General features: G+C 61.6%; 26 protein-coding genes. 16 read left to right on the forward strand and 10 right to left on the reverse strand.

Translation table 11 applies throughout. The features are described from left to right. Window positions 1-56: 56 nt before the first annotated feature. The 3 genes from IC232_RS08925 to IC232_RS08935 all read left to right on the forward strand — a co-directional run bounded on the left by IC232_RS08925 (window position 57) and on the right by IC232_RS08935 (window position 2,596). Window positions 57-992 (forward strand): bifunctional helix-turn-helix transcriptional regulator/GNAT family N-acetyltransferase, encoded by a 936-nt coding sequence (locus IC232_RS08925; protein ID WP_190844569.1) that lies wholly within the window; start codon window positions 57-59, stop codon window positions 990-992. After that, entirely contained in the window at window positions 989-1,870 is an 882-nt protein-coding gene (locus IC232_RS08930; RefSeq protein WP_190844570.1) for a DMT family transporter, read from the forward strand. Before IC232_RS08925 ends, IC232_RS08930 begins: the two co-directional genes overlap by 4 nt. Before the next feature lie 288 nt (window positions 1,871-2,158). Beyond that, window positions 2,159-2,596: a hypothetical protein gene (locus IC232_RS08935; protein WP_190844571.1), complete on the forward strand. Its 438-nt coding sequence runs from the start codon at window positions 2,159-2,161 to the stop codon at window positions 2,594-2,596. A 68-nt stretch (window positions 2,597-2,664) separates the two neighbouring features. Here the strand turns inward: IC232_RS08935 and IC232_RS08940 are convergent, their stop codons facing one another. Both IC232_RS08940 and IC232_RS08945 read right to left on the reverse strand, forming a co-directional pair. Beyond that, a complete protein-coding gene (locus IC232_RS08940; protein WP_190844572.1) occupies window positions 2,665-4,941 on the reverse strand; it encodes a CDC48 family AAA ATPase in 2,277 nt (758 codons plus the stop codon). A gap of 179 nt (window positions 4,942-5,120) precedes the next feature. After that, the gene (locus tag IC232_RS08945) at window positions 5,121-5,648 is read right to left on the reverse strand and encodes a hypothetical protein (RefSeq protein ID WP_190844573.1); all 528 of its coding nucleotides are present in this window, start codon (window positions 5,646-5,648) and stop codon (window positions 5,121-5,123) included. A gap of 132 nt (window positions 5,649-5,780) precedes the next feature. Here IC232_RS08945 and IC232_RS08950 point away from each other — a divergent pair, with 132 nt between their 5' ends. Both IC232_RS08950 and IC232_RS08955 read left to right on the forward strand, forming a co-directional pair. Then, window positions 5,781-6,521 (forward strand): extensin family protein, encoded by a 741-nt coding sequence (locus IC232_RS08950; RefSeq protein WP_246812108.1) that lies wholly within the window; start codon window positions 5,781-5,783, stop codon window positions 6,519-6,521. 63 nt (window positions 6,522-6,584) lie between these two features. After that, the gene (locus IC232_RS08955) at window positions 6,585-7,571 is read left to right on the forward strand and encodes a L,D-transpeptidase (protein WP_190844574.1); all 987 of its coding nucleotides are present in this window, start codon (window positions 6,585-6,587) and stop codon (window positions 7,569-7,571) included. Between the two features lie 25 nt (window positions 7,572-7,596). Here the strand turns inward: IC232_RS08955 and IC232_RS08960 are convergent, their stop codons facing one another. Together IC232_RS08960 and IC232_RS08965 are read right to left on the reverse strand one after the other, a co-directional pair. Continuing rightward, on the reverse strand, window positions 7,597-7,872 hold the full coding sequence (locus tag IC232_RS08960; RefSeq protein ID WP_190844575.1) for a hypothetical protein: 276 nt from the start codon (window positions 7,870-7,872) through the stop codon (window positions 7,597-7,599). Window positions 7,873-8,052: 180 nt separating this feature from the next. Further along, window positions 8,053-8,460 carry a BA14K family protein gene (locus tag IC232_RS08965; RefSeq protein WP_190844576.1) on the reverse strand — a complete coding sequence of 136 codons (408 nt, stop codon included), beginning with the start codon at window positions 8,458-8,460 and terminating at the stop codon, window positions 8,053-8,055. A gap of 379 nt (window positions 8,461-8,839) precedes the next feature. Here IC232_RS08965 and IC232_RS08970 point away from each other — a divergent pair, with 379 nt between their 5' ends. The 5 genes from IC232_RS08970 (at window position 8,840) to IC232_RS08990 (ending at window position 13,377) form a co-directional block, all read left to right on the forward strand. Next, entirely contained in the window at window positions 8,840-9,346 is a 507-nt protein-coding gene (locus tag IC232_RS08970) for a hypothetical protein (protein ID WP_190844577.1), read from the forward strand. Between the two features lie 2 nt (window positions 9,347-9,348). Further along, window positions 9,349-11,493: a sensor histidine kinase gene (locus IC232_RS08975; protein WP_190844578.1), complete on the forward strand. Its 2,145-nt coding sequence runs from the start codon at window positions 9,349-9,351 to the stop codon at window positions 11,491-11,493. Between the two features lie 12 nt (window positions 11,494-11,505). Further along, window positions 11,506-12,549 (forward strand): response regulator, encoded by a 1,044-nt coding sequence (locus tag IC232_RS08980; protein WP_190844579.1) that lies wholly within the window; start codon window positions 11,506-11,508, stop codon window positions 12,547-12,549. 163 nt (window positions 12,550-12,712) lie between these two features. Beyond that, the gene (locus IC232_RS08985) at window positions 12,713-13,078 is read left to right on the forward strand and encodes a hypothetical protein (protein WP_190844580.1); all 366 of its coding nucleotides are present in this window, start codon (window positions 12,713-12,715) and stop codon (window positions 13,076-13,078) included. Window positions 13,079-13,182: 104 nt separating this feature from the next. After that, complete coding sequence (locus tag IC232_RS08990) at window positions 13,183-13,377, forward strand: hypothetical protein (RefSeq protein ID WP_190844581.1); 195 nt, start codon at window positions 13,183-13,185, stop codon at window positions 13,375-13,377. Window positions 13,378-13,380: 3 nt separating this feature from the next. Here the strand turns inward: IC232_RS08990 and IC232_RS08995 are convergent, their stop codons facing one another. Beyond that, entirely contained in the window at window positions 13,381-13,590 is a 210-nt protein-coding gene (locus IC232_RS08995; protein ID WP_190844582.1) for a DUF2842 domain-containing protein, read from the reverse strand. 131 nt (window positions 13,591-13,721) lie between these two features. On the opposite strand from IC232_RS08995, the gene IC232_RS09000 reads away from it, so the two are divergent. Then, window positions 13,722-14,789 (forward strand): COX15/CtaA family protein, encoded by a 1,068-nt coding sequence (locus IC232_RS09000; protein WP_190844583.1) that lies wholly within the window; start codon window positions 13,722-13,724, stop codon window positions 14,787-14,789. Between the two features lie 47 nt (window positions 14,790-14,836). Here IC232_RS09000 and IC232_RS09005 read toward each other — a convergent pair whose 3' ends face one another. Then, window positions 14,837-15,244, reverse strand: a complete 408-nt coding sequence (locus tag IC232_RS09005) for a DUF1236 domain-containing protein (protein WP_190844584.1) — start codon at window positions 15,242-15,244, stop codon at window positions 14,837-14,839. Between the two features lie 400 nt (window positions 15,245-15,644). Here IC232_RS09005 and IC232_RS09010 point away from each other — a divergent pair, with 400 nt between their 5' ends. Continuing rightward, window positions 15,645-16,319, forward strand: a complete 675-nt coding sequence (locus IC232_RS09010) for a ParA family protein (protein ID WP_190844585.1) — start codon at window positions 15,645-15,647, stop codon at window positions 16,317-16,319. A 76-nt stretch (window positions 16,320-16,395) separates the two neighbouring features. On the opposite strand, the gene IC232_RS09015 is transcribed toward IC232_RS09010, so the two are convergent. Both IC232_RS09015 and IC232_RS09020 read right to left on the reverse strand, forming a co-directional pair. Continuing rightward, entirely contained in the window at window positions 16,396-17,679 is a 1,284-nt protein-coding gene (locus IC232_RS09015; RefSeq protein WP_190844586.1) for an O-acetylhomoserine aminocarboxypropyltransferase, read from the reverse strand. A gap of 95 nt (window positions 17,680-17,774) precedes the next feature. Next, window positions 17,775-18,299 (reverse strand): CoA-binding protein, encoded by a 525-nt coding sequence (locus IC232_RS09020; RefSeq protein ID WP_246812109.1) that lies wholly within the window; start codon window positions 18,297-18,299, stop codon window positions 17,775-17,777. A 51-nt stretch (window positions 18,300-18,350) separates the two neighbouring features. Between IC232_RS09020 and IC232_RS09025 the strand changes: the two genes are divergently transcribed. After that, a complete protein-coding gene (locus IC232_RS09025; RefSeq protein ID WP_190844588.1) occupies window positions 18,351-18,788 on the forward strand; it encodes a PaaI family thioesterase in 438 nt (145 codons plus the stop codon). A gap of 15 nt (window positions 18,789-18,803) precedes the next feature. Here the strand turns inward: IC232_RS09025 and IC232_RS09030 are convergent, their stop codons facing one another. Then, window positions 18,804-19,430, reverse strand: a complete 627-nt coding sequence (locus IC232_RS09030) for a glutathione S-transferase family protein (RefSeq protein WP_190844589.1) — start codon at window positions 19,428-19,430, stop codon at window positions 18,804-18,806. Between the two features lie 295 nt (window positions 19,431-19,725). Between IC232_RS09030 and rplM the strand changes: the two genes are divergently transcribed. The 3 genes from rplM (at window position 19,726) to argC (ending at window position 21,931) form a co-directional block, all read left to right on the forward strand. Continuing rightward, window positions 19,726-20,190 carry a 50S ribosomal protein L13 gene (rplM, locus tag IC232_RS09035; protein ID WP_190844590.1) on the forward strand — a complete coding sequence of 155 codons (465 nt, stop codon included), beginning with the start codon at window positions 19,726-19,728 and terminating at the stop codon, window positions 20,188-20,190. Between the two features lie 2 nt (window positions 20,191-20,192). Continuing rightward, window positions 20,193-20,669: a 30S ribosomal protein S9 gene (rpsI, locus tag IC232_RS09040; RefSeq protein ID WP_190844591.1), complete on the forward strand. Its 477-nt coding sequence runs from the start codon at window positions 20,193-20,195 to the stop codon at window positions 20,667-20,669. Window positions 20,670-20,962: 293 nt separating this feature from the next. Further along, complete coding sequence (gene argC, locus IC232_RS09045; RefSeq protein ID WP_190844592.1) at window positions 20,963-21,931, forward strand: N-acetyl-gamma-glutamyl-phosphate reductase; 969 nt, start codon at window positions 20,963-20,965, stop codon at window positions 21,929-21,931. Between the two features lie 129 nt (window positions 21,932-22,060). Here the strand turns inward: argC and IC232_RS09050 are convergent, their stop codons facing one another. Further along, window positions 22,061-22,945 (reverse strand): fumarylacetoacetate hydrolase family protein, encoded by an 885-nt coding sequence (locus IC232_RS09050; protein WP_190844593.1) that lies wholly within the window; start codon window positions 22,943-22,945, stop codon window positions 22,061-22,063. Between the last annotated feature and the right edge of the window lie 94 nt (window positions 22,946-23,039).

Here is a 23,039-nt window from a genome sequence, read left to right on the forward strand (position 1 = left end):
CAGATAGTTGACTCCGTCAACTATCTGGTCGAGTGTCATGGGCAGGGGAGGCGGCGATGTCTCAACTGTCCAATCTGCCTGCGGATGGTCGGGTCGAGCAGGTCCGACGGTTCAACCGTTTCTATACGCGTCATATCGGGCTTCTGAACGAGGGGCTTCTCGACAGCGAGTACTCTCTGACCGAGGTCCGCATCCTCTACGAACTTGCCCATCGTGGACCGTTGACCGCAGCGGCGCTGGGTCAGGATCTGGGCCTCGATCCGGGTTATCTCAGCCGCATCCTCAAGAAGTTCAAAGGCCGCGACTTGCTCCAGAAGTCCCGGTCGGAGGATGACCGGCGTCAGGTTTTTCTCTCCCTCACCGATGCCGGACGTTCGGCCTTCGAACCTCTCAGCCAAGCGTCCGCCGATCAGATCGGCGCTATGCTGTCCAAGCTCTCAATCGCCGAGCAGGAGAGGCTGGTCCAGGCCATGAGCGTTGTCGAGCGGCTCATCGGCGGCTCGGTGCCGGACGTTCCCTACACCCTGCGGCCGCACCGGGTCGGCGACGTCGGCTGGATCGCCCACCGGCAGGGGCTGCTCTATGCGCAGGAATACGGGTGGGACGAGACCTTCGAGGCTTTGGTCGCGGAGATTGCCGCCTCGTTCGTCAGAGCCTTCGATCTGGAGCGGGAGCGCTGCTGGATTGCGGAGCGGGACGGCGAGATCGTCGGCAGCGTTTTCCTGGTGCGTCACTCGGACGAGGTCGCCAAACTCCGGCTGCTCTATGTGGAGCCCTCAGCAAGAGGGCTTGGCCTCGGACGCCGGCTTGTCGACGAGTGCATCGCCTTCGCCCGATCCAAGGGATATCGAACGCTGACCCTCTGGACCAACGACGTGCTCGTGGCGGCTCGCGGAATCTATCAGGCGACAGGCTTCCGTCTGGTGAAAGAAGAAGCGCATCATTCGTTCGGCAAAGATCTCGTCGGGCAGACCTGGGATCTCGACCTGTGAGACGGCATGAAACACTCGCCCTAGCGGCTGCCGCAGCAACGGGTGTTCAGGTTGGGGCGGCCCTGGTGGCGAGCCGCTTCGTCATTCATGACATCGGTCCGGCATCCCTGGCTTTCCTGCGCTACGCCATCGCCGTCCTGTGCCTTGCGCCATTCGTGATCGCAGGCGGGCGAGTGCGGTTCGCATCTCGTGACCTTCTCGCCGTCATGGGGCTCGGAATTGTTCAATTCGGCATTCTCATCGCTCTTCTGAATCTCGGCCTCCAGTTCATCTCGTCCACGCGCGCAGCGCTCCTGTTTTCCACCTTTCCTTTGATGACCATGGTCATCGCGGCATATCTCGGGCGCGAGCGTCTGACAGGCCTCAAAACCGCCGGTGTGCTCCTGACCGTTATCGGGGTTGCGATAGCCTTGGGCGAGAGGCTGATTGCCACAAACGGCACAAGCGATGTTGTCGGAGCGCTCCTCGTGCTTGCCGCGGCGCTTTGCGGCGCCGTGAGTTCCGTGCTGTATCGCCCTTACCTCTCACGCTATCCCACCCTGCCGATCGGGGCCGTGGCGATGCTGGCCTCTGTTGTGTTCCTGGCCGGTCCGGCAGGTCTGGAGGGGCTCTTCACGCAAGGAACGCACCTCGGTCAGCGCGGCTGGATTGTTGTTCTGCTGATCGGCCTCTCAAGCGGCATCGGCTACGTTCTGTGGCTCTGGGCGCTCAAGCATACGACGCCGACCCGCGTGACCGTTTTCCTGTCCCTAAGCCCTGTCACGGCATCCCTGCTCGGTGCGCTCCTCCTCAGCGAGTCGTTTACCCTTGGCGTCTTTCTCGGGCTCGCAGGTGTCGTCACTGGGCTGTGGCTTGCCACTAGAGCCGGCGCGGGTTAGCGCGAGAAAAAGCTTTACACTTTCAAGATTGGCTTACCTTAGAAACAATTTAGTCCATCAAGCACAAACGTTGTTCTTGTTTTCTGTGCGAATTCGCACGCCCGGAGGCGTAGTTTATAAGGTAATGTAAGGGTCGCAGGCTTAACAATACCCAAGCTTGGGCTTTTATATTGCGACAATCACAACTCCGTGGGGCAAGAATACGCTTGGAAACCATTCGGCCCGCATGCGTTAAGCCTGTGTTCTTATGGCGAGAAGCCATGCCTAAACCAAGCACAGGAGACTTCTATGAAGAGGATCGCACTCATTGCTGGCGCCGGCCTGATGGCCCTTTCCGGGATTGGCTCTGCCGTTGCTCAGCCGGCTTCCGGAACGCCGAATTCCCCGTTCCCGTATGCGGCTCCGCATGAGATCCGTTGGATCAACGGCGTGCCGTGCCGTACCGTTTATGATTATAGCTCGAAGACCCGTATTCCGGTCGCTTGCGCCGGTCCTGTGGCGGGTGTTTCGGCTGCTCCCATGGCCATGGACACTGACGTGGTTGCAACGGGCAGCATCGCTCCCGCTCCGGTCGGCCCCATGATGGGCGCTCCCGTATCCGGCACCCCGGCTTCGCCGTTCCCCTATGCGGCGCCGCATGAGATCCGGACGGTGAATGGCGTGCCGTGCCGCACGGTTCTTGATCGGCAGTCCAACACTCGCATTCCGGTGGCTTGCGCGCAGTAAGCTCCAACTCCCCATTGAAGGGCGTGGACCTGCGGGTCCGCGCCCTTTTTTCTGTTCAAGCGATCAGCCTACTCGGCCGCCTGCCTCAAGGGCAGGAAGCCGATGGCCTGGCGCTGCGGCCCCGTCTGCTTGAGGGTGCCGACCAGCTGCTCATATTCCCGCTCCATCTCTGGGGTCACGGAGGGGCGCGTCTCGCGCAGCGAACTCTCGAAATGAGCCATGGTCACTTGCTGGGCTTGCAGTGACTCACGAAGGGCCATGAGGCCGGCTCTGCGCGTCAGGTCCTCAAGATCAGCCCCCGTATACCGGTCCGTTCGTTCGGCGATGCTGTCCAGATCGACATCAGGTCCCAGCGGCATCGCCTTGGTGTGGATGTTGAGAATGTGCCGCCGGCCTTTGGCATCGGGAACCGACACATAGACCAGCTCGTCCAAGCGGCCCGGCCGCAGCAGGGCAGGGTCGATGAGAGTGGGGCGGTTCGTTGCCGCCAGCACGACGACTCCCTGCAACTCCTCAAGGCCATCCATTTCGGCCAGAATCGTGTTGACCACCCGCTCCGTGACGGCAGGTTCGCCGAGGCCGCCGCCGCGTATGGGAGCCAGTGAGTCGATTTCGTCGATGAAGATCACCGTCGGGGCGACCTGACGGGCGCGGGCGAAGAGGCGGGAGACCTGCTGCTCAGATTCACCGTACCACTTGGACAGGAGGTCGGAGGATTTCGTCGCGATGAAATTGGCCTGGGCTTCCCGGGCAACTGCTTTCGCCAGCAGCGTCTTGCCGGTTCCGGGTGGGCCGAAGAGCAGGAATCCTTTGGCCGGCCGGATCCCGAGGCGGCGGAAGGACTCGGGGCTCTTGAGAGGAAGCTCTACGCCCTCGCGCAGGCGGGTGCGTGCCTCCTCGACACCGCCGATATCGTCCCAGGTGACGTTGGGCACTTGGATCATGATTTCGCGGAGCGCGGACGGTTGGACGCGCTTCATGGCATTCATGAAATCCTGCCGGTTCACCTGCAGGCTCTCCAGCACGTTCGACGGGATGCCATCACGCAGGCTGATGCCCGGCAGGATCCGCCGCAGCGAGTCCATGGCGGCCTCGCGGGAGAGCGCCGCAAGATCGGCTCCGACGAAACCGTAAGAGATGCGGGCGATCTCATCGAGGTTCACGTCCTCGGCCAAGGGCATGCCGCGGGTGTGAATGCCCATGATCTCGCGGCGGCCCGGCTCGTCCGGCACGCCGATGACGATCTCGCGATCGAACCGGCCCGGTCGGCGCAGCGCTTCGTCGATGGCCTCGCGACGGTTGGTGGCGCCGATCACCACGATGTTCTGCCGCGGCTCCAGGCCGTCCATGAGGGTGAGAAGCTGCGCCACGATGCGCCGCTCGACCTCGCCGGTCACCTCCTCGCGCTTGGGCGCGATGCTGTCGATCTCATCGATGAAGATGATCGCAGGTGCATTCTGCTGCGCCTCCTGAAACACCTGACGCAGCCGCTGCTCCGACTCGCCATAGTGACGGCCCATGATTTCGGGGCCGGCAATGTGGTAGAACTGCGCCTCCGTCTCGTTGGCTACCGCCCGCGCCAACCGGGTTTTGCCGGTGCCGGGCGGACCGTAGAGCAGCACACCCTTGGGCGGGTCGATCCCGAGACGCTGAAACAGCTCGGGGTGGCGAAGCGGCAGTTCCACCATCTCGCGGAGCTGATCCACCGTGTTGCCGAGACCGCCGATATCGTCATAGGTGACATCGGCACGGCGGGCCTCCCGCGGCTCCTCGAATTGCGGACGCAGCTCGATCTCGGTTTCCGCTGTCACGTGCACGATGCCACGCGGCTGAGTCGTGACAACGACGAGGCGGATCTCCTGAAGGCCGTAGGCCGGGATGTTGAGCAGGCCACGCAACTCCTCCGGCAGGCGCTGATCGGTCGAACGCTGCGAGTACACGGAGGTGGAGATCACGTCGCCGGCCGTGAGCGGGCGCTGGTAGAACGTGCGTTTCAGCGCATCGCCGGAACCCTGAAGCCGCAGCCCCTTTTGGGCCGGTGCGAGCACGACGCGGGTCGCGGGGCGGACATCGGCTCGTTTGACCTCCACATGGTCGCCGCTGCCGACACCTGCATTCACGCGCTGCAGGCCATCGAGGCGCACGATGGTGAGACCTTCGTCCTCGGCATAGGGCGTGACTGCGATGGCCGTGGTGTGGCGCTTTCCGATGATCTCAACGGCCTGGCCTTCCTGCACCCCGATCTCGGCCAGTGCCTGCCGGCTCATACGGGCGATGCCTCGCCCAGAGTCGTCGGGTCGGGCATTCGCGACCTGGAGCCGTACATTCTGCCCATCCTCTGCCATCGCTGTCTTCCCATCATCCAAGTGGTCGCTCATGCGATGGCAGGTGCAGGGAAGAGGCCGGGAGATCAGGTCTTCCGAGTGCCATGCGGCGGGGGCTTCGCTGGCGTCTCAGGTGGCGAAACCGGAGGGCAAACGCAACATGCGTGGAATTGTTGCAGGTATATCGGCAGGCTTCAGAACTACGATGAGGCACCCCTGACCGGTGTCCAGAGCCTTTGAAGCGACACTTCGATGTCGTCCTCTCCAAGCTCATGGCCGCGCGCAGGCCTGCCCGTTGGCATGAAGGGAGCAATGGTCGGCAGCTTCAAGGAGTTTTCAGCCTCGCCCTGCGCCGCTGCCTCCTTTGAGGGAGGGTCGATCAGTTCCCAACTGTCGAAGAGATCCATGGTCGAATGACCTGGCAGGTCAGGCCCGAGATAAGGAACGATCTCGATCCAGGGACGTCCATGAGGCCGAGGCGTAATCTTCGTCACGCGTCCGAAGAAGTTCGTCAGAGGACAGCGGACGAAATCGCCGGGTGCGGGCAGGCGTGTCCTTTCGCGCTCAAGTTCGGTCTCGGCTTCCTGAAGCTCTGTCTGCAACCGGGCAATCCGCGCCTCGAGTTCTTCGACGCGCTTCGTGCGGGAGCTCTCATGCTCCTGGGTCGATATTGAGACGAGCGCAAGGCTCCTGTCCGAACCGGTATCCATTCCCGGGAATGCCCTCATGCTGGGCCCTCCAATCCTCCACAGGATTTTGGTGCGTTCCGGCATCGGAACAAGACGCGCAGAAGGCTGAGCGGGAACTTAAGCTCGGCGCATGAGGGTTATAGAACTGACAGGCGAAAAATTGGAGTTGTGATGAACCTTCGGAGCCGCAGGGCAGGGCGAGTGAGCGGCAACATGGTTCTGCTGCTGATGCTGGCATCCGCTGCCTGGGCACAGGCGCCAACAGCGCCCCTGCCGCCGCCGCGCCCCGACCGGCCGGAAACGCCCGCTTCCGAACCCCGATCCGAAAGCCCACCTGCTGCCGATACGCCTGTCGAAAAGACGGAGTCCGACGACAACGCCCACAGCGCCTGTCTCGACAGGCTCACCAAGCTGGGATTGCGGTTCGAGAAGCGGCCTCCTGTGCAGGAGGGACGGTGCAGTGTCGAGAACCCCGTCCTCCTGTCATCCCTGCCCGATGGCATCGAGATTGCTCCGGCGTCGCTCATGGCGTGCCCAGTGGCCGAGAGCCTTGCGCGCTGGATGAGCGAGGTGGTTGCTCCCGAGGCCGAGCGGCAGTTCCAGAGTGCGCCGACGAAGCTTCTGATCGGAACATCCTATCAATGCCGTGACCAGCGCAACGGAGCCAAGCTCAGCGAGCATGCACTCGGCAACGGGGTCGATGTCATGGGCTTCGAGTTCGCCAAGCGCCCGCCGCTGTCGATTGCCGCGCAGTCCGAGAGCTCGCCGGAAGCGACTTTTCAGTCTGCCATCCAGAAGGCCGCCTGTCCCATCTTCAACACGGTGCTCGGCCCGGGCTCGGACGCGGCCCACGGCGATCACCTTCACCTCGACCTGCGCGAACGCAAGGGGGACTACAGGATCTGCCAGTAGATTGCGGGAACAGGGAGGCGTTCCCCGGCTTTGTCGTTCATGACATTGCTTGTGGAGTCTCTCATGAAGTCGACAGCCTATGCTGCTTTTGGGGTCCTGTGCTTCCTTGGTCCTGCACTGGCCGCGCCTCAAGATCTCAAACCGGAAGCGGTGAACGGCGCCGAGTGGGGAGCCAAGAGCGGCAAGGGCAAGGAGATCGATCCGGTTCTAATCAAGGCCCAGGTCCTGCTCGACCGGGCCCGCTTCTCGCCCGGCGTCATCGACGGGCACAACGGCGAGAACCTTCAGAACGCGCTCAAAATCTTTGAGAAGACCCATGAACTCAAACCGGACGGAGCGCTCGACGAGGAAGTCTGGAAAAAGCTCGCGGAAACATCGGCTGAGCCGGTGCTGAGCGAATACACGATCACCGACGAGGACGTGAAAGGCCCCTTCGTCGAAATCCCGGACAAACTGGAAGATCAGGCGAAGCTGGACCGGCTCGCCTATTCCAGTCCAGCGGAGCTTCTGGCCGAGAAATTCCACATGGATGTCGACCTGCTCAAGGCTTTGAACCCCGACAAGGCTTTCGACAAGGCCGGCACGAATGTTGTTGTCGCCAGTGTGGACGCGAAGGCCGATCCCGGGAAAAAGGAGAAGGTGGCCAAAATCCAGATCGTCAAAAGCGAGAAGGTCTTGCGCGCCCTGGGCAAGGACGGTGCCGTAATGGCGGTTTATCCTGCTTCCATCGGCAGCGAGGAGAAGCCGGCGCCCAGCGGCTCCCATACCGTCCGGGCTGTCGCAAAGAATCCGAACTACACCTACAACCCGGATTATGCCTTCAAAGGCGTGAAGGCGAAGGAGAAGTTCGAGATCAAGCCGGGACCCAACAATCCTGTCGGCAGCACCTGGATCGATCTGTCGGTCGAGTCCTTCGGCATCCACGGCACGCCCGAACCTGAGAAGGTCGGCAAGGCCTACTCCCAAGGGTGCGTGCGGCTGACGAACTGGGACGTGCAGGAACTGGCCGGGATGGTCGAGAAGGGCACCCCGGTGGAGTTCGTAGACTAACCTGGCATCTGAAGGCGCAAGAACATCAATCGTCGTTGGCGGAGTTGAGCTGGTCTGGTTTCATGCCTTCATCCACCTCGGAATCGTGGGCCTGGACCAGCCACTCAAGCTGTTCCTGGACGAAGTCGGGATCGCTGTGAAAACGCATCGCGCAGGCCACGAGAAAGATGGCGATCTCCGGCAGGTCGCTGTCACCCATATCCGGAAGGATCAGCTCAAGATCCGTCATGTTGCCGGAGGTCAGGATGGCGGCCTCGGTTGGAGGAATAACGGTTCCGCCGTTATCAGAATCTTGAGCCATGGAGTTGTCCCTGAGCCTTCCCGTTTCATTGTTGGGCATCTTGCTGATCTTACTGCCTCGTGTGTTGTTCTAAGGCGTGTCTCCGCGAGGTAAAGGCCCAGGGCAGGGGTGTGTTACATAAGCAGAAACCCTGCGGCAGAGGACTGCCGCAGGGCTTGAGAAGAGATGTCCAGCAGAGAATTACGGATAAGTGCAGACGTACCGCATTCCGTTAGACGCGAGGAATGTTCCGCTCGCAGGGTCGTAGGACCGGTACTTGCGGGCGCAGTAAGCTGCAACCTGCGGATCGACAATGCCGGGCGGCTGCGGAGCAGCAGGCTGAGCTTGGCTGGCGATCGCGCCGGCGATCAGGGCGCCGGCAGCAAGGCCAGCGACACCCGCCGCAACGGCAGCGCCATTGTCCCGGCGATAGTAGTACCGGTCACGGTAATAGGGGCGATACCCGCGCCGATAATACTGGGCATAGCTCTCGTTCGGGTAGGCTTGCTCGACCTGGGGAAGGGGACGGGCTTGAACGGGGCTTGCACTGGCCGGGAGGGCAGGGGCCAACATGGCCACGCCAACCAGGGCCATCATGAACTTACGCATAGTTATCTCCTGTTGGGCTCGATCAGCCGACAGCAATCCTCTATTGATTTGACCTGATTATAACTTCTGCGGCCAAGCTTGCAAAGCTGGATATGCGGACTACCGGTGCCAGCTTAATTCAACCTGCCTGGCTTTGCTTCTCACGGATGCAAATTTTGAAGGAGGATTGGTGAAACCCTCAGTATTATTGTCAATGTTGCACTCGAATATGCAAGCTTACTTTGGAATATTAACAAATTCACTCGAAATGTATTAACGAGTGAGTAGTATTCATCAAAGTCACGCCCCGCGCCTTTTCTCCTTGATCCTTCTAGATTTTTTCGACGAAATCGGAGAAGATGAGGCCGTTATATTATAATCTGTCGCTGAATGGGAACTGATGCGTCCACTCATCGGGCTTCTATCTTTTGCAATAGCCATGGGCATGAGCGGTCTGTCTTCCGCGACAGAGCCGTTGCCGTTGCCCAAGGGGCCCGTCGTGCTGACCGTGTCCGGCAAGATCGAGCAGACCAACGGCAACGGCGTTGCCTTGTTCGACTTGGAAACGCTGGAGGGGCTCGGCAAGGCATCTTTTGCTACACGATCTGAGGTGTCCGAGGTGCCCCAGTTTTTCGAGGGGGTCCCCCTTCGCGCGTTGCTGGAAAGGATTGGATTCCAGGGCAAGAGCTTGAGAGCATCGGCCCTAAACGACTATGCCGCGGTCATTCCCGTGGAGGACCTTAAATTCGAGCCCATCCTCGCGACGAAGGTGGATGGCCGAATGCTGACGATCCGCGACAAGGGACCGTTATGGATCGTTTATCCGAGGGATGCTCACAAAGTTCTTCAGGACGCCAGATATGATTACCGTTGGGTTTGGCAGCTCAACAAGATTCATGTCGAGTAGTCATGCGGTTCAGCTTACATAACTACAAGGCGGCATTGGTCACGCTTCTTGCAACCGCAAGCCTGATCGTGTGCCTTGGCTTTACCGTCGCGCGCCTGTTCGAGATGGAGCACAAGTTTCGGAACGATGGCTCCTTCACAACGCTTTGGTTTGTCACCCAGGCTCAATTCGAGGCTTCCGTTTTTGCCGAGACATTGACCCGTGCGGCTGCAAACGAAGGTTTCAACACGCCGGAGCAGCAGCCGGGCTTTCGAAGCAGCATCCTGATCAGCCGGTTGTCGGTTTTGCTCGAAGGGCGCCAGGGCAAGCTGATGGACGATGTTGGCGTTACACCAGACATCAAGCAGGCCTACACCCAGCTCACAACGGCGGAGCCGCTGCTTCGGGATGGGACCAACGCCCAAGCTGCGGTGAAGCTTCGCGAGCAGATGAAGCAGCTCGCATCCCGGCTGAGGGACGCTGCCAATCGAATGGTCACGTCAAGCCACGATCAGACTGCCTTGGAGCGATCCGGCTATCTGCAGGTGATGTTCGAAGGCTTTGCCTTCCTGATGGGCATTGTTCTAAGCGCTGCCTTCCTTCTTATTCGCCTTTTCAAGGGCGTCCAGGAGGCGAGCCAGGCCAAGCAGCTGCTCAAGCAGGAGCAGGAGTTGTCAGACCTGGTGATCAACAACATCAGCAACCAGGGCATCATCATGTTCGACAGCCGGCTCCGGTGCCTGCTGTGGAATCCGGGCATGGAGGACTTGCTGAATGTCAAGCCGGACCAGGCGATCGGCCAGCGTATGGAGAATCTGGACCGGTTGTTCAGCAAGCCCGAAATCGTCGCTGCCCTGACTCAGGCTACCGAAGGTGCCAGCTCGATCCTGGAGCACGAGGCTGCGACGTCGGAAGGTCACGAGCGCTGCCTGGAAATCAACAGCTTCCCCATCTTCATGGCTGAGCGGAAGCTGGGCATTGCCTTCCTCCGCGATGTGACCGAGCAGTGGCTTGCGCGCAAGCAGGCTGAGCGGCAGAACTTCGATCTCGAGATCAAGGTTCTCCAAAGAACCGCGGCCTTGCGTCAGGCCGAGCGCCGCCTGATCGCAGCCATCAACTCCGCCTCCGAAGGCTTTGCGGCCTTCGATTGGACCGGCAAGCTGCTCTTCGCCAACGAGCAGATCTGGGCGGCGGCTCCCGTGTCCCTGTGGTGTGCCGAGGATATGAGCCTACCCGTGTTCTTGCGGTGCTTCGCCATGTGCGAGGGAGCCGATCTGCGCCTCGTGAAAGCCCAGGCACCGTTCGAGGAACTCGAATTCGATCTCCTGGTGAAGAAGGACACTTGGCACCGGCTCTCCCTCACGAAGGCCGATGGAGCCACGATCTTCGTCCGCCTGACCGATATCAGCGGCTACAAGCAGGTTGCGAAGGCCCTTGAGTCCGCGCTCGAGCGCGAGCGCGAGACGACGAACGCCTATCGCAGCTTCGTGTCGATGGTGTCTCACCAGTTCCGGACACCGCTCGCCATCCTGGACTCAAGCGCGCAGCGCATCCTGCGACGCGGCGCGGCGCTGACCCAGGACGAACTCGTCACCCGGGTCCAGAAGATCCGCAATGCGGGAACCAGGCTGACGCGCCTAGTGGACAGCGTTCTGAATGCCGCCAAGCTCGATGCCGGAACGATCGAGCTGAATCCGGCATCCTACAACCTAGTCGATCTGGTCATGGACATCTGCGAGCGGCAGCGGGAGGTCAGCGATCAGGCCGATATTCGTTTCGACGTGCCGGATGCGCCTGTCCGCGTTTATTGCGACGGCATGCTGATCGAGCAGGTTGTGGTGAACCTTCTGTCCAACGCCATCAAGTATTCCGGAGCCTCGCCTGTCGTCGAGATCAAGATCTGGATGGATGGTTCCAGAGCCCATTGTTCCGTTCGCGACTGGGGCATCGGAATTCCGGCAGGCGAACTGCCGAAGATCTTTGAGCGCTTTTATCGCGCCAGCACCGCCTCCGGTATTGCCGGCACCGGCATTGGCCTGAACTTCGCCCAGCGGATCATGCACCTCCATGGAGGCGAGATCCATGTTGAGAGCTACGAGGCGGCCGGCTCCCTGTTCACCTTCGACCTACCCATCGCCAATGCGGATCAAGCGCAGCAGGCTGCATGAGTGACCACGATCATGACAAAACAACAAACAATTCTCTGCGTTGAAGACGAAAACGATCTCCGGAGCGATATCGCCGAGGAACTGGAAGCCGCCAATTATCGCGTGCTGCAGGCAGCCAACGGCAGCGAGGCGCTGGCGCTTCTCGAAAAGCATCGTCCGGATCTGGTCCTGTGCGACATCACCATGCCGGGCCTTGGCGGCTACGATGTTCTCAAGGCCCTGCGCGAGCAGGGGAGCATGGTGGACGTTCCCTTCATCTTCCTCACGGCTCTCGCCGAGCGCAACGACGTCCTGACCGGAAAGCAGGCCGGAGCGGACGACTACCTGGTCAAGCCCATCGACTACGAGATCCTGCTCGCGACGGTCGCTGCCCGCCTCGATCAGGTGGCTCGGGTGCAGTCGAGCGCCGTTCATCGGGCTGAGGAATCCTGGCAGGAAATTCTCAAGGCCTCTCAGGGGCGCACCGTCGATGCTCTCTACAAGGCCACATTCGCTTTCGACCGCTTCCTTGTGGGCGTCGTGATCGTCAACGAGGCCGGCGAGGTTCGGGTGATGAACAAGGAGGCGCAGCGCATTCTCGCCGAGGACGATGGCTTGAGCGCATCGCAGGGCATCCTGAAAGGCTCCGTGGCCAAGCAGAACAGCAAGCTCTATTCAGCCATCGAGAAAGCCTTCGAGGAGGAAACCCTTGACGAAATCATCTCTTTCCCGCGCGTCTCGGGCGGACGGCCTTATCTCGTGCTGATCCCAGGCCAGCGCTTCTCGCCCGAGGAGCGGCCCGAGGCTGTGGTGCTTCTCGTCATCGACACGGAGCAGCGCGCCAAGGTTTCCGGCGACACGCTCGTCCGCCTGTACAACCTGACGCCATCCGAGACGCGCGTCGCGCTGATGCTGATCGACGGCAAGCGCCTGGACCAGATTGCAGAGGAACTCGAGGTGGCTCAGACCACCGTCGTGTTCCACCTCAAGAACCTGTTCCGCAAGACGGACACCAACCGGCAGGCGGATCTGGTGCGCGTGCTCCTCTCGGTGCCGCTGCGGACTGCGGCCGCCTGATCGGTCGCTTAACTCGCGTTAAGAGGTTGCTCACCATTCCGGCAAGATCGGCCAAAACCCAAGCTTTGCCACAATCTGTTCAGCTTTCAGAGAGGTTTCGAACAGTATATCTCATGACATGAAGAGGGAGACATGGGGCCTCCCTTCTGTCGGGGTGTTGATCATGAGGATCTTCCGTCTTGTTTCCGGCACGGCCGCTGCTCTGGCGCTGGTCTCCGGCCTGGCTGTTGCCGAACCGGCCGCAGCGCGTGATCGCCTGTCGCCTGGTGCCGCTGTGGCCCTCGGCGCGCTGGGCGGTCTTGCCGTAGGTGCTGCCGTTGGCGCCGCTGTGGCTCAGCCTCAGCCGCCCGTCGTTTATCGCGCGGCGCCTCCGCCACCGCCGGTCTATGTGGAGGAGCGTCGGGAGCCGGTTTACTATGAGCGTCCGGTCCGCGAGCGGGTCTATGTGGAGCAGTGCACAACCGAACGCTATCGCGAGTGGGTTCCTGGCTGGGGCTGGGAGCACCGCAGCCGCAGGGTTTGCCATTAAAGCATCAGATCAGGCCCGCCTCCGAGCGGGCCTTTTCTTTGAAACGGTGGAGAACCGGGGTTTTGCTGCCGCGTTGATCGCATGAGAACCATGCGAGATTTGCCATGACCAGCACACCGAAAGATCAGGCCGGTTCCGATCGGACGAAGCTGAACCCCGGCGATCAGGCGAAACCGGGCACTCCCGGCACCGGCGAGAATGTGTGCCCGGAATGCAAGGGCAGCGGCCGCATCGGTGCAGCGGCGTGCCAGACCTGCGGCGGCTCCGGCACGATTATCGAAGGAGTTGGCGGGGCCTGAGCCTCACGACTTGTCGGGCTTCGCCATCCAGCGAATGAGCGGCATGAGCGGGACAATCCAGATCAGGCCGAGAACGATGTATGCCACGGTCTGGATGAGCTTCGGCGCCTCGGAGATCCGGCCTTCGGCGACCGCCATGGCAAAGAGCGCGTAGAAGAAGATGAACGCCAGCATCACCACTGTGCCGATCAGCTTGCGTGCGCGCGTACCCATGCCCGAAACCCTCAACTTCGTGAAATCTCATCCCGACGGTGCGTCACCGGCATGAATTGCCTCCGGGAGGCGTAGCCTCTATGTGACGTCCATATCCTGGGTTCAAGCCCTAATCGATGATGAGAGTGAGCATGGCTGTCGCAGCCTCCACCGAAGGCATGCCGCTGGCGCGCGTGCCCCAAACCCGTTCCCTGTCCGCAGTCCGCGCCTGGATCTACACCCTTGCAGCCCTGGTGGTGCTGATGGTCGCCGTCGGCGGCGCCACGCGCCTGACCGGCTCAGGTCTCTCGATCACCGAATGGCGGCCGGTCACCGGCGCCATTCCGCCGCTCACCGAACAGGCCTGGCTGGTCGAGTTCGAGAAATACAAGCTGATCTCGCAGTACGAGCTCGTGAACAAGGGCATGACCCTGTCCGAGTTCAAGTTCATCTATGGCTGGGAATGGGGGCATCGGCAGCTCGGCCGGCTCCTCGGCATCGTGTTCTTCCTGCCCCTGGTCTGGTTCTGGGCGAGGGGTTTTATCAAAGGCAGGCTTGCCCTGACCCTCCTGGGCATCGGGGCCCTGGGCGGGCTGCAAGGCGCCATCGGCTGGATCATGGTGGCCTCGGGCCTTAAGCCCGGCATGACGGCCGTGGCGCCCATCAAGCTGGCCCTTCACCTCACGGTCGCCAGCATCATCCTGGCCTGCCTCGTCTGGGTCGCGGCCGGCCTGAAGGAGCGCTCCGCTGCGCCGGAGGTGCGGGCAGGCTACGCGCCGCGCATCCTCATGGGACTGATCCTGTTCCAGATAGCGCTTGGTGGCCTCGTTGCCGGCTCGAAAGCTGGCTTGACCTATAACACCTGGCCCTTGATGGACGGCGCTTTCGTACCTCCAGCGTCGGCCCTGTTCTCGGTCACGCCATGGATTGAGAACTTCGTCGACAATGTCGTGCTGGTTCAGTTCAACCACCGCTTGGTTGCCTATGCCATCGTGGCTTTTGCCCTGTGGCATGCCTGGACCCTGCGGCGGACGGCACCGAACTCAAAGGCCGCCAGCCGGGCCACGGCCATGGCTGGCCTGACCCTGGCGCAGATGGTGCTCGGGATCGTGACCCTGCTGCTCGTGGTACCTCTCTGGGCCGGTCTTGCTCACCAGGTTTTTGCCATGGTTGTTCTTGCCATGGCTGTCGTTCATGCCCGCGTGAGCGCCCGGACATGAAAAAAGGGCGGCCTTTCGGCCGCCCTGATCTTCAACCGCTGCAGAGATTAGCGGATGATCTGGACGATGCGGCGGGTGCCGGGCTCGACCAGAACCGGGGTGTCGTTCACAACCGTGTAGCGGTAGTTGGTGACGCCGTACTGCTGCGGAACCTCATAGTACTGCACGCCAGAGGACGGCAGGGTCGCACCGACGCGAACCTCTTCCTGGTAACGGTAGGACGGAACGCCCTGGGTCACCACGTACTGGCGGAACTGGGGCTGCTGCTGCTCGGCCAGACCGCCCACGATCGCACCCGTCACGCCGCCGATGGCTGCGCCAACCGGGCCGCCGACGATGGCGCCGCCAACGGCACCGGTGGTTGCGCCGGCCGCAGCGCCGCCGGACTGAGCAAAAGCGCCAACCGGGGCAAGGGCCACAAGAACAGCGCCTGCAAACAAAATTTTCTTAGACATGTGTCAGCTCCTAATTAGTGAAGTCTGGAGCTTAACGGCCAAGCAGAGGGGTGGTTCCGAGTCTCGAAAGCAGGTTCGAACACGAAATGTGAAAAATTCCCACAACCTTCCTGCGTGACCGTATCAAGGACCGCTCAAAGCTCAGGGACCCTGTTTTCGCAGCAGGCACATTGATTTCAGACCTGATGTTTCCTTTCGGACTGCACAGCTTCGCCAAGCTTAGTTCAATAGCCGCTCAGATGCCGCCCCTGAGCGGTTCTGACCTGAAAACTGTAAAATCGCAGTGGGAACAGGGCCGGAATTAGGAAATCAGGTCTTGCTCTGCTACTGGTGAACAATATTAAGATAGCCTTAACCCTCAAGCGTAGTGCTGCAGGAACAGGCTGATAAGGAGTCAGGCATGAACGTGCTGGTCTTTGCTTCGCGAAAAGGCGGCTCGGGTAAGAGCACGCTCGCTGCTCATCTCGCGAGTTACATCGCCAACCCTTCACGCCGTACATTGCTGATCGACAACGATCCGCAGGGGTCCTTGTCCTTGTGGCACAAGATTCGGAACCAGGAATACCTTGGCCTCAAGCACAACGTCCGCAACATCGCTGATGCCATCCGGGACGCCAAGCGCGAGGGCTATGAGTGGGTTCTCGTCGACACGCCCCCAAACAAGTCTTCCATCGTTGCCGAGGCAATCAAGCAGGCGACCCTCGTGATCATTCCGTCCCGGGCGAGCCTGTTCGACATTGCGGCCCTGCAAGATACGGTGGCTATCGCCCGCGAGCACCGTAAGCCTTATGCGGCCGTGATCAACGCCGCGCCGGCCAAGCACGGGGATAGCGAGGCGGCTGTGGTGGCTGACGCACGTGGAGCCCTGAACGCGCTGCAAGTCCCCGTCTGGGCTGGCCAGATCACGCATCGTCCTGAACTGACGCTCTCCCTTTCAACAGGCGAGGGCGCCCGGGAATACGATGCGAACTCGCAGGGAGCGGACGAAATCGGACGCCTCTGGACGGCGCTCGAGCGTTCTCTGAACGCCATCCACAACACCTACAAGAAGGCGGGTTCATCCCGCGCCGCGTAACACCCGAGCTTCACGGCATGAAAAAGGGCGGCTACGAGCCGCCCTTTTTGTTTGTCTTGCTTAATCCCAGCGCAGCTTATGCCGCATCCAGCGCCTGATTCAGGTCGTCGATCAGGTCCTGCGTATCCTCAAGGCCGATGGACAGGCGCACCACCTCCGGGCCGGCACCGGCCTGGGTCTTCTGCTCGTCCGTGAGCTGGCGGTGGGTAGTCGAGGCCGGGTGGATCACCAGGGAGCGGGTGTCGCCGATATTGGCCAGATGCGAGAAGAGCTTGAGGTTCGACACAAGCTTCACGCCGGCCTCGTAGCCGCCCTTAAGCCCGAAGGTGAACACCGCACCGGCCCCCTTGGGGCAGTATTCCTTGGCGAGGTTGTGGTAGCGGTCCGAACGCAGGCCTGGATAGCTTACCCAGGAGATCTTGCTGTGGCCCTGCAGATGCTCCGCCACGGCGAGAGCATTGTCCGAATGGCGCTGCATGCGCAGGGGCAGGGTCTCGATGCCATTCAGGATGAGGAAGGCGTTGAACGGCGAGAGCGCCGGACCGAGGTCGCGCAGGCCGAGCACGCGGCAGGCGATGGCAAAGCCGAAATTCCCGAAGGTTTCTCCCAACACCATCCCGGCATATTCCGGACGAGGCTTGGAGAGCATCGGGTAGCGGTCGTCGCCCGCGAAGTTGAACGAGCCGCCATCCACGATAACGCCACCGACGGAGTTCCCGTGGCCGCCGAGGAACTTGGTGGCCGAGTGCACGATGATGTCCGCCCCGTGCTCGAACGGGCGGATCAGGTAGGGGGACGCCATCGTGTTGTCGACGATGAACGGGATGCGGTGTTTCTTGGCGATGGCCGCAATGGCCTTCAGGTCCACGATCACGCCGCCAGGATTCGCGATGGATTCCACGAAGATGGCCTTGGTCTTCGGGGTGATGGCTGCCTCGAAGGAGGACGGATCGTCCGAATCGGCCCAGACCACGTTCCAGCCGAAGTTCTTGTAGGCGTGATTGAACTGGTTGATCGAGCCGCCATAGAGCTTCTTGGCTGCGATGAACTCGTCGCCGGGCTGAAGCAGGGTATGGAAGGTCAGGAACTCGGCCGCATGGCCTGACGCCACCGCCAAGGCCGCTGTGCCGCCTTCAAGCGCTGCAACACGCTCCTCGAGCACCGCGCAGGTGGGGTTGCCGATGCGGGAATAGATGTTGCCGAAGGCTTGGAGCCCGAACAGCGAGGCAGCGTGATCGACGTCGTCGAAGACGAATGAGGTCGTCTGGTAGATCGGCGTCGCCCGTGCGCCGGTGGCTGCATCGGGAGCTGCTCCGGCGTGGATGGCAAGCGTGTTGAAACCTGGCAGACGGTCGGACATGGCAGCAGCCTCTTCTCAAGGACGACGTTCTGTTCTCTATAAAGAACGAAACGTTCTTCGGGTCAAGGCAGTCGGTGCAAAGCTGCCGCTACGACTTACGGCCGATTGAGGCTGAGTTTCTGGAAGCCTTTGCCCGACAGAACCGGCTTTTTCGCGCTGATCATCCGCGAGTTCACGCCCTGCCAGGAGATCTCGCCGGAGAGGCGGCCGAATTCGATCTTGGGACAACGGTCCATGACCACCTGCAGGCCCTTCGCCTCGGCTTTGGCGGCAGCCTCGTCGTTGCGGACGGAGAGCTGCATCCAGAGAACCTTCGGCAACGGATCGAGCGCCAGCACCTCGTCCGTGACGGGCCCGGCGGCCTCCGAGTTGCGAAACACCTCGACCATGTCGATCGGGACAGGCACGTCATTGAGGGAGGCGTAGACCATCTTGCCCAGAAGCTCGCTGCCGGCCAGCCCGGGATTGATCGGGATCACGTCGTAGCCTCGCTCCAGCAGGTACTTGGTGACGATCCAGCTCGGGCGCGCCGGGTTCTGTGAGGCGCCGACCAGCGCGATGGTCTTCACGCTGTTGAGGATGCCGCGGATGTAATCGTTCGGATAATTGTCGTGATTCATGAAGGGAACGTATGGGATAGGGCAGGGCAGTTCAATGAGCATCGCATAGTTATGGCATCGCACCATCCCATCATGACCCGAGACGAGCTCGCGGCCTTTCTCGACCGGGAGTTCCCGCAGATCCACATGGGCGGGCAGACCTATTTCGTGGACGGGGTCGGGCCGCTCTCGGCCCGGATGCGGATGACATACCACGAGCGCCATATCCGCCCCGGAGGGACGATCTCGGGACCGGCCATGATGGCCTTGGGCGATCTCGCCCTCTACGTTGCGATTCTGGCCCATATCGGCCCGGTGGCGCTCGCCGTCACCACGAGCCTGAACTTCAACTTCCTGAGGAAGCCCGAGCAGCGCGACCTCATCGCCGATTGTCGCCTGCTGAAGCTCGGCAAGCGGCTCGCGGTGGGCGAGGTGTCGATCTATTCCGAGGGCACCCCGGATGTGGTCTGCCATGCGACCGGAACCTATTCGATTCCGGAGCGCCGCTGAACTTCAAAAGATTGCTCAAGCTTTCGGCGGCAGGAGCGCGTCGTCCTTCTCGCGAGCCCGGAGGGCGGCCGGGCGATTGCCGATCCGGTTCCAATAAGCCTCGAAGGCGGGCCGCTTCTCGATTGTTCCGAACATCATGCCCCAGCCGATCTGCGAGCCGACATAGACATCGGCGGCGGTGAACTGATCCCCGGCAATGTATTCGGATTGGGACACCGCGTATTCCAAGGCGTTCAGAACATCCTCGATGCAGCCGTAGCCGATCATGCCCTGTCGGTCGGCCGGTACCTCGAAGCCCATGGACTTGTTGCTCACTGCGGCCTCTACGGGACCAGCGGCGAAGAACATCCAGCGGTAATAGGTGCCCCGGCGGGGGTCTCCCGGAGGCGGAGCCAGCTTGGCATTGGGGAACGCATCGGCCAGATAGGCGCAGATCGCCGCCGCCTCGGTGACGACAGTTCCCTCGTGCAGGATGGCCGGCACCTTGCCCATTGGGTTGATGGATCGGTAGCCGGAGGCCTTCATTTCCGGCCCGAAGCCCAGAATCTCCGTGCGATAGGCACAGCCCGTTTCCTCCAGCATCCAGCGCACGATGCGGCCGCGCGACATGGGATTGGTGAAGAAGATCAGTGCATCAGCCATGGAGTGCCCCTTATTATTTCTATGAGCTGATTGTGCCTCAGACTTAAGGCCAAGCATAGCCTCCGCCAAATTAAGGTCGCCGATGTGTGGTGTTATGATACCTTATATGTGGTGTTTTAATACCATGTGGAACTAAGCATATGTTTCTGATTAGTTTTTTGATGAGCAGACGGTGCATGTTTCCCGTTGACTTGCGTGCCTGAAAACACTAAACAGCCCTCACTCGCCGCCGCACCTCGCGGCGGTTTGTCGTTTTCAGAACCTGAGCCATTTGGCTCCAACGGGATACAGCGCAATGAAGACTACGACTTCGCTGAAGCCCGCCGATGTCGAAAAGAAGTGGGTTGTGATCGACGCGAAGGGCCTCGTTGTAGGCCGTCTCGCTTCGGTCGTTGCCATGCGCCTGCGTGGCAAGCACAAGGCGAGCTATACGCCCCACGTCGACTGCGGCGACAATGTTATCGTCATCAACGCCGACAAGGTGGTGTTCACCGGCCGCAAGCGCGAGCAGAAGGTGTACTACCACCACACCGGTTATCCGGGCGGCATCAAGGAGCGCACCGCGAAGTTCATTCTCGACGGCCGCTTCCCTGAGCGCGTGGTCGAGAAGGCTGTGGAGCGCATGCTCCCCCGCGGCCCGCTCTTCCGTCAGATCATGGGCAACCTGCGCGTCTACAAGGGCGCTGAGCATCCGCATACGGCTCAGCAGCCGGAGACGCTGGATGTTGGCGCCCTCAACAGCAAGAACGTGAGAGCATAATCATGGCGACCCTCCAGTCTCTCGCCGATCTCGGCACAAATGCTGAGACCGCTGCTCCGGAAGCTCCGAAGCACGTCCAGAAGCTCGACTCGCTCGGCCGCGCCTATGCCACCGGCAAGCGCAAGGACGCGGTTGCCCGCGTGTGGATCAAGCCCGGATCCGGCAAGATCGTGATCAACGGCCGTACGGCTGAAGTTTACTTCGCCCGTCCCGTGCTGCGCATGATCCTCGCTCAGCCGCTCCAGATCGCCCAGCGCGAAGGCCAGTACGACATCACCGTCAACGTCGACGGCGGCGGTCTCTCCGGCCAGGCTGGCGCGGTCCGTCACGGCCTCGCCAAGGCGCTGACCTACTATGAGCCGGAGCTTCGCGGCCCGCTCAAGAAGGAAGGCTTCCTGACCCGCGATCCGCGCGTCGTCGAGCGTAAGAAGTACGGCAAGAAGAAGGCCCGCCGCAGCTTCCAGTTCTCGAAGCGCTAAGGCTCCTTCGGCCAGACATTTCAGAAGGGGCGGCTCTCGGGCCGCCCTTTTTTCTTATCTATATGGCCGCGCTTGTTGACAGGACAGGGCTTCAACCTCATACAGCTTTCATGAGCCAGAGCTTTTCCATCATCCGACGCCGAATGACCGCCGCCGCGGCGCGCGTGCGATGATGGCTGTCCGAGCCTGACCGCAAGCCGCGCCGATGCGCGGCTTTTTTGTTTTCCAAGAACCATATCGGGACTAACGGCTTTGCCTAGGGACGGGCGGCCACAGGTGAAAACGGATCGACCATGACGACCATGACTCAAAGCTCAACGGAACTCAGCCAGCGGACCAAGACCGTCTTCATCGACGGGGAGGCGGGCACCACCGGCCTCGGGATCCGCGATCGTCTCCAGAGCGTGCCCGGCGTCAAGATCCGCAGCATCGATCCCGAGCGGCGCAAGGATCCGGCGGCCAAGCGTGAGATCCTGGCCGAGGTCGATCTTGTTGTGCTGTGCCTGCACGACGATGCAGCCCGGGAGACCGTGAGCCTCGTGGACGGCCTGAGCGGCCAGAAGCCTCGGATTCTCGACGCCAGCACGGCCCATCGGGTGAGCCCCGGCTGGGTGTACGGCTTTGCCGAGCTCGATTTCGCTCAGCGGAAAGCGGTTGCCAATGCCGACCGGGTTGCCAATCCGGGCTGCTATCCCACAGGCGCCATCGCGCTCATCCGGCCTCTGGTGGATGCTGGCCTCGTCCCGACCGATTATCCGATCAGCGTGAATGCGGTGAGCGGCTACAGCGGGGGCGGGCGCTCGATGATCGAAGCCTACGGGGCCGGCACGGCTCCGGCCTTCGAACTCTACGGCCTCGGCTTCGAGCACAAGCACGTGCCCGAACTGCAGAAGTACACCGGCCTGACCCGGCGGCCCATCTTCATCCCCTCCGTCGGTAATTTCCGCCAGGGCATGCTGGTGAGCGTGCCGCTCCACCTCGACCTGCTGCCGGGCAAGCCGAAGGCAGGCGATATCGAGGCTGCGCTCATGGAGCACTATCAGGGCGGCGGTCTTGTCAGCGTGGTGCCGACAATCCGGGACGGCAAGAAAGTCGAGCGCCTCGAGCCCGAGGCCCTGAACGACACCGACCGGCTGGAACTCTTCGTCTTCCAGCACGAGAGCTACAACCACGCGCTCCTGGTCGCGCGCCTCGACAACCTCGGCAAGGGCGCCTCTGGTGCGGCGGTGCAGAACATTCAGCTCATGCTGGGGCTGATTTGAAGAGCAGTGCCGCTCCGATTGTCATCACTGGCCTTGTGCCGGTGATCTCGATCCAAGCGGCGATGAGGCTTATAAAAATGAGATGGCCGGGACAAGCCCGGCCATGACGGTGAAGCAGGTTTCGAAGCGTTAGTGCCCCTTCCAGCTCTTGCTGGTGTCCACCGCATTCCCTTCGAATGCGACGACGCGCTGGCGCTGCTCGCCAAGCCCCTCGATCCCAAGCGAAACCACGTCGCCGGCCTTCAAGAAGCGCTGCGGCTTCATCCCCATACCCACGCCGGGCGGGGTGCCGGTGGTGATCACGTCGCCGGGCTCCAGGATCATGAAGTGCGAGACGTAAGACACGATTTGCGCCACGTTGAAGATCATGGTCTTGGTCGAGCCGTTCTGCACGCGCTCGCCGTTCACGTCGAGCCACATGGAGAGGTTCTGCGGGTCGGGGATCTCGTCCTTTGTAACGAGCCAGGGACCGAGGGGACCGAAGGTCGGGCAGCCCTTGCCCTTGGTCCAGGTGCCGCCGCGCTCGATCTGGAATTCACGCTCGGAGACATCGTTGCAGACGCAGTAGCCGGCAACGAACTCCAGCGCCTCGTTGGCGCCGATATAGGACGCCCGCTCGCCGATCACGATGGCCAGCTCCACCTCCCAGTCGGTCTTCTGCGATCCCCGAGGGATGATGACGTCGTCATTGGGGCCGACGATGCAGGAGGGCGCCTTGTTGAACACGATGGGCTCTGCCGGAATGGCTGCGCCCGTCTCAGCCGCATGGTCAGCATAGTTCAACCCGATGGCGATGAAATTGCGCACTTGCCCCACGCAGGCGCCCAGGCGCTGGCCCGAGGGAGCGACCGGAAGGCTGGAAAGGTCTGCCTGACGGATCCGGTTCAAGGCCTCTGTCGACAAGGTGCCTCCGGTGATGTCGGGAACAAGGCCCGACAAGTCACGAACCTGCCCTTGGGCATCGACCAATCCGGGCTTCTCCCGGCCCGCTTCCCCAAATCTCACCAGCTTCATTGAACACTCCTCTCGTTGCGGCATGTGCATAATTGGCGTGAACGCGCTCCGCAACAATGCATGTTCTGAGTGCAAATATGTTGCTGTTTTGCCA

It is taken from the genome of Microvirga sp. (assembly GCF_014699075.1).
Taxonomy (GTDB): Bacteria; Pseudomonadota; Alphaproteobacteria; order Rhizobiales; family Beijerinckiaceae; genus Microvirga.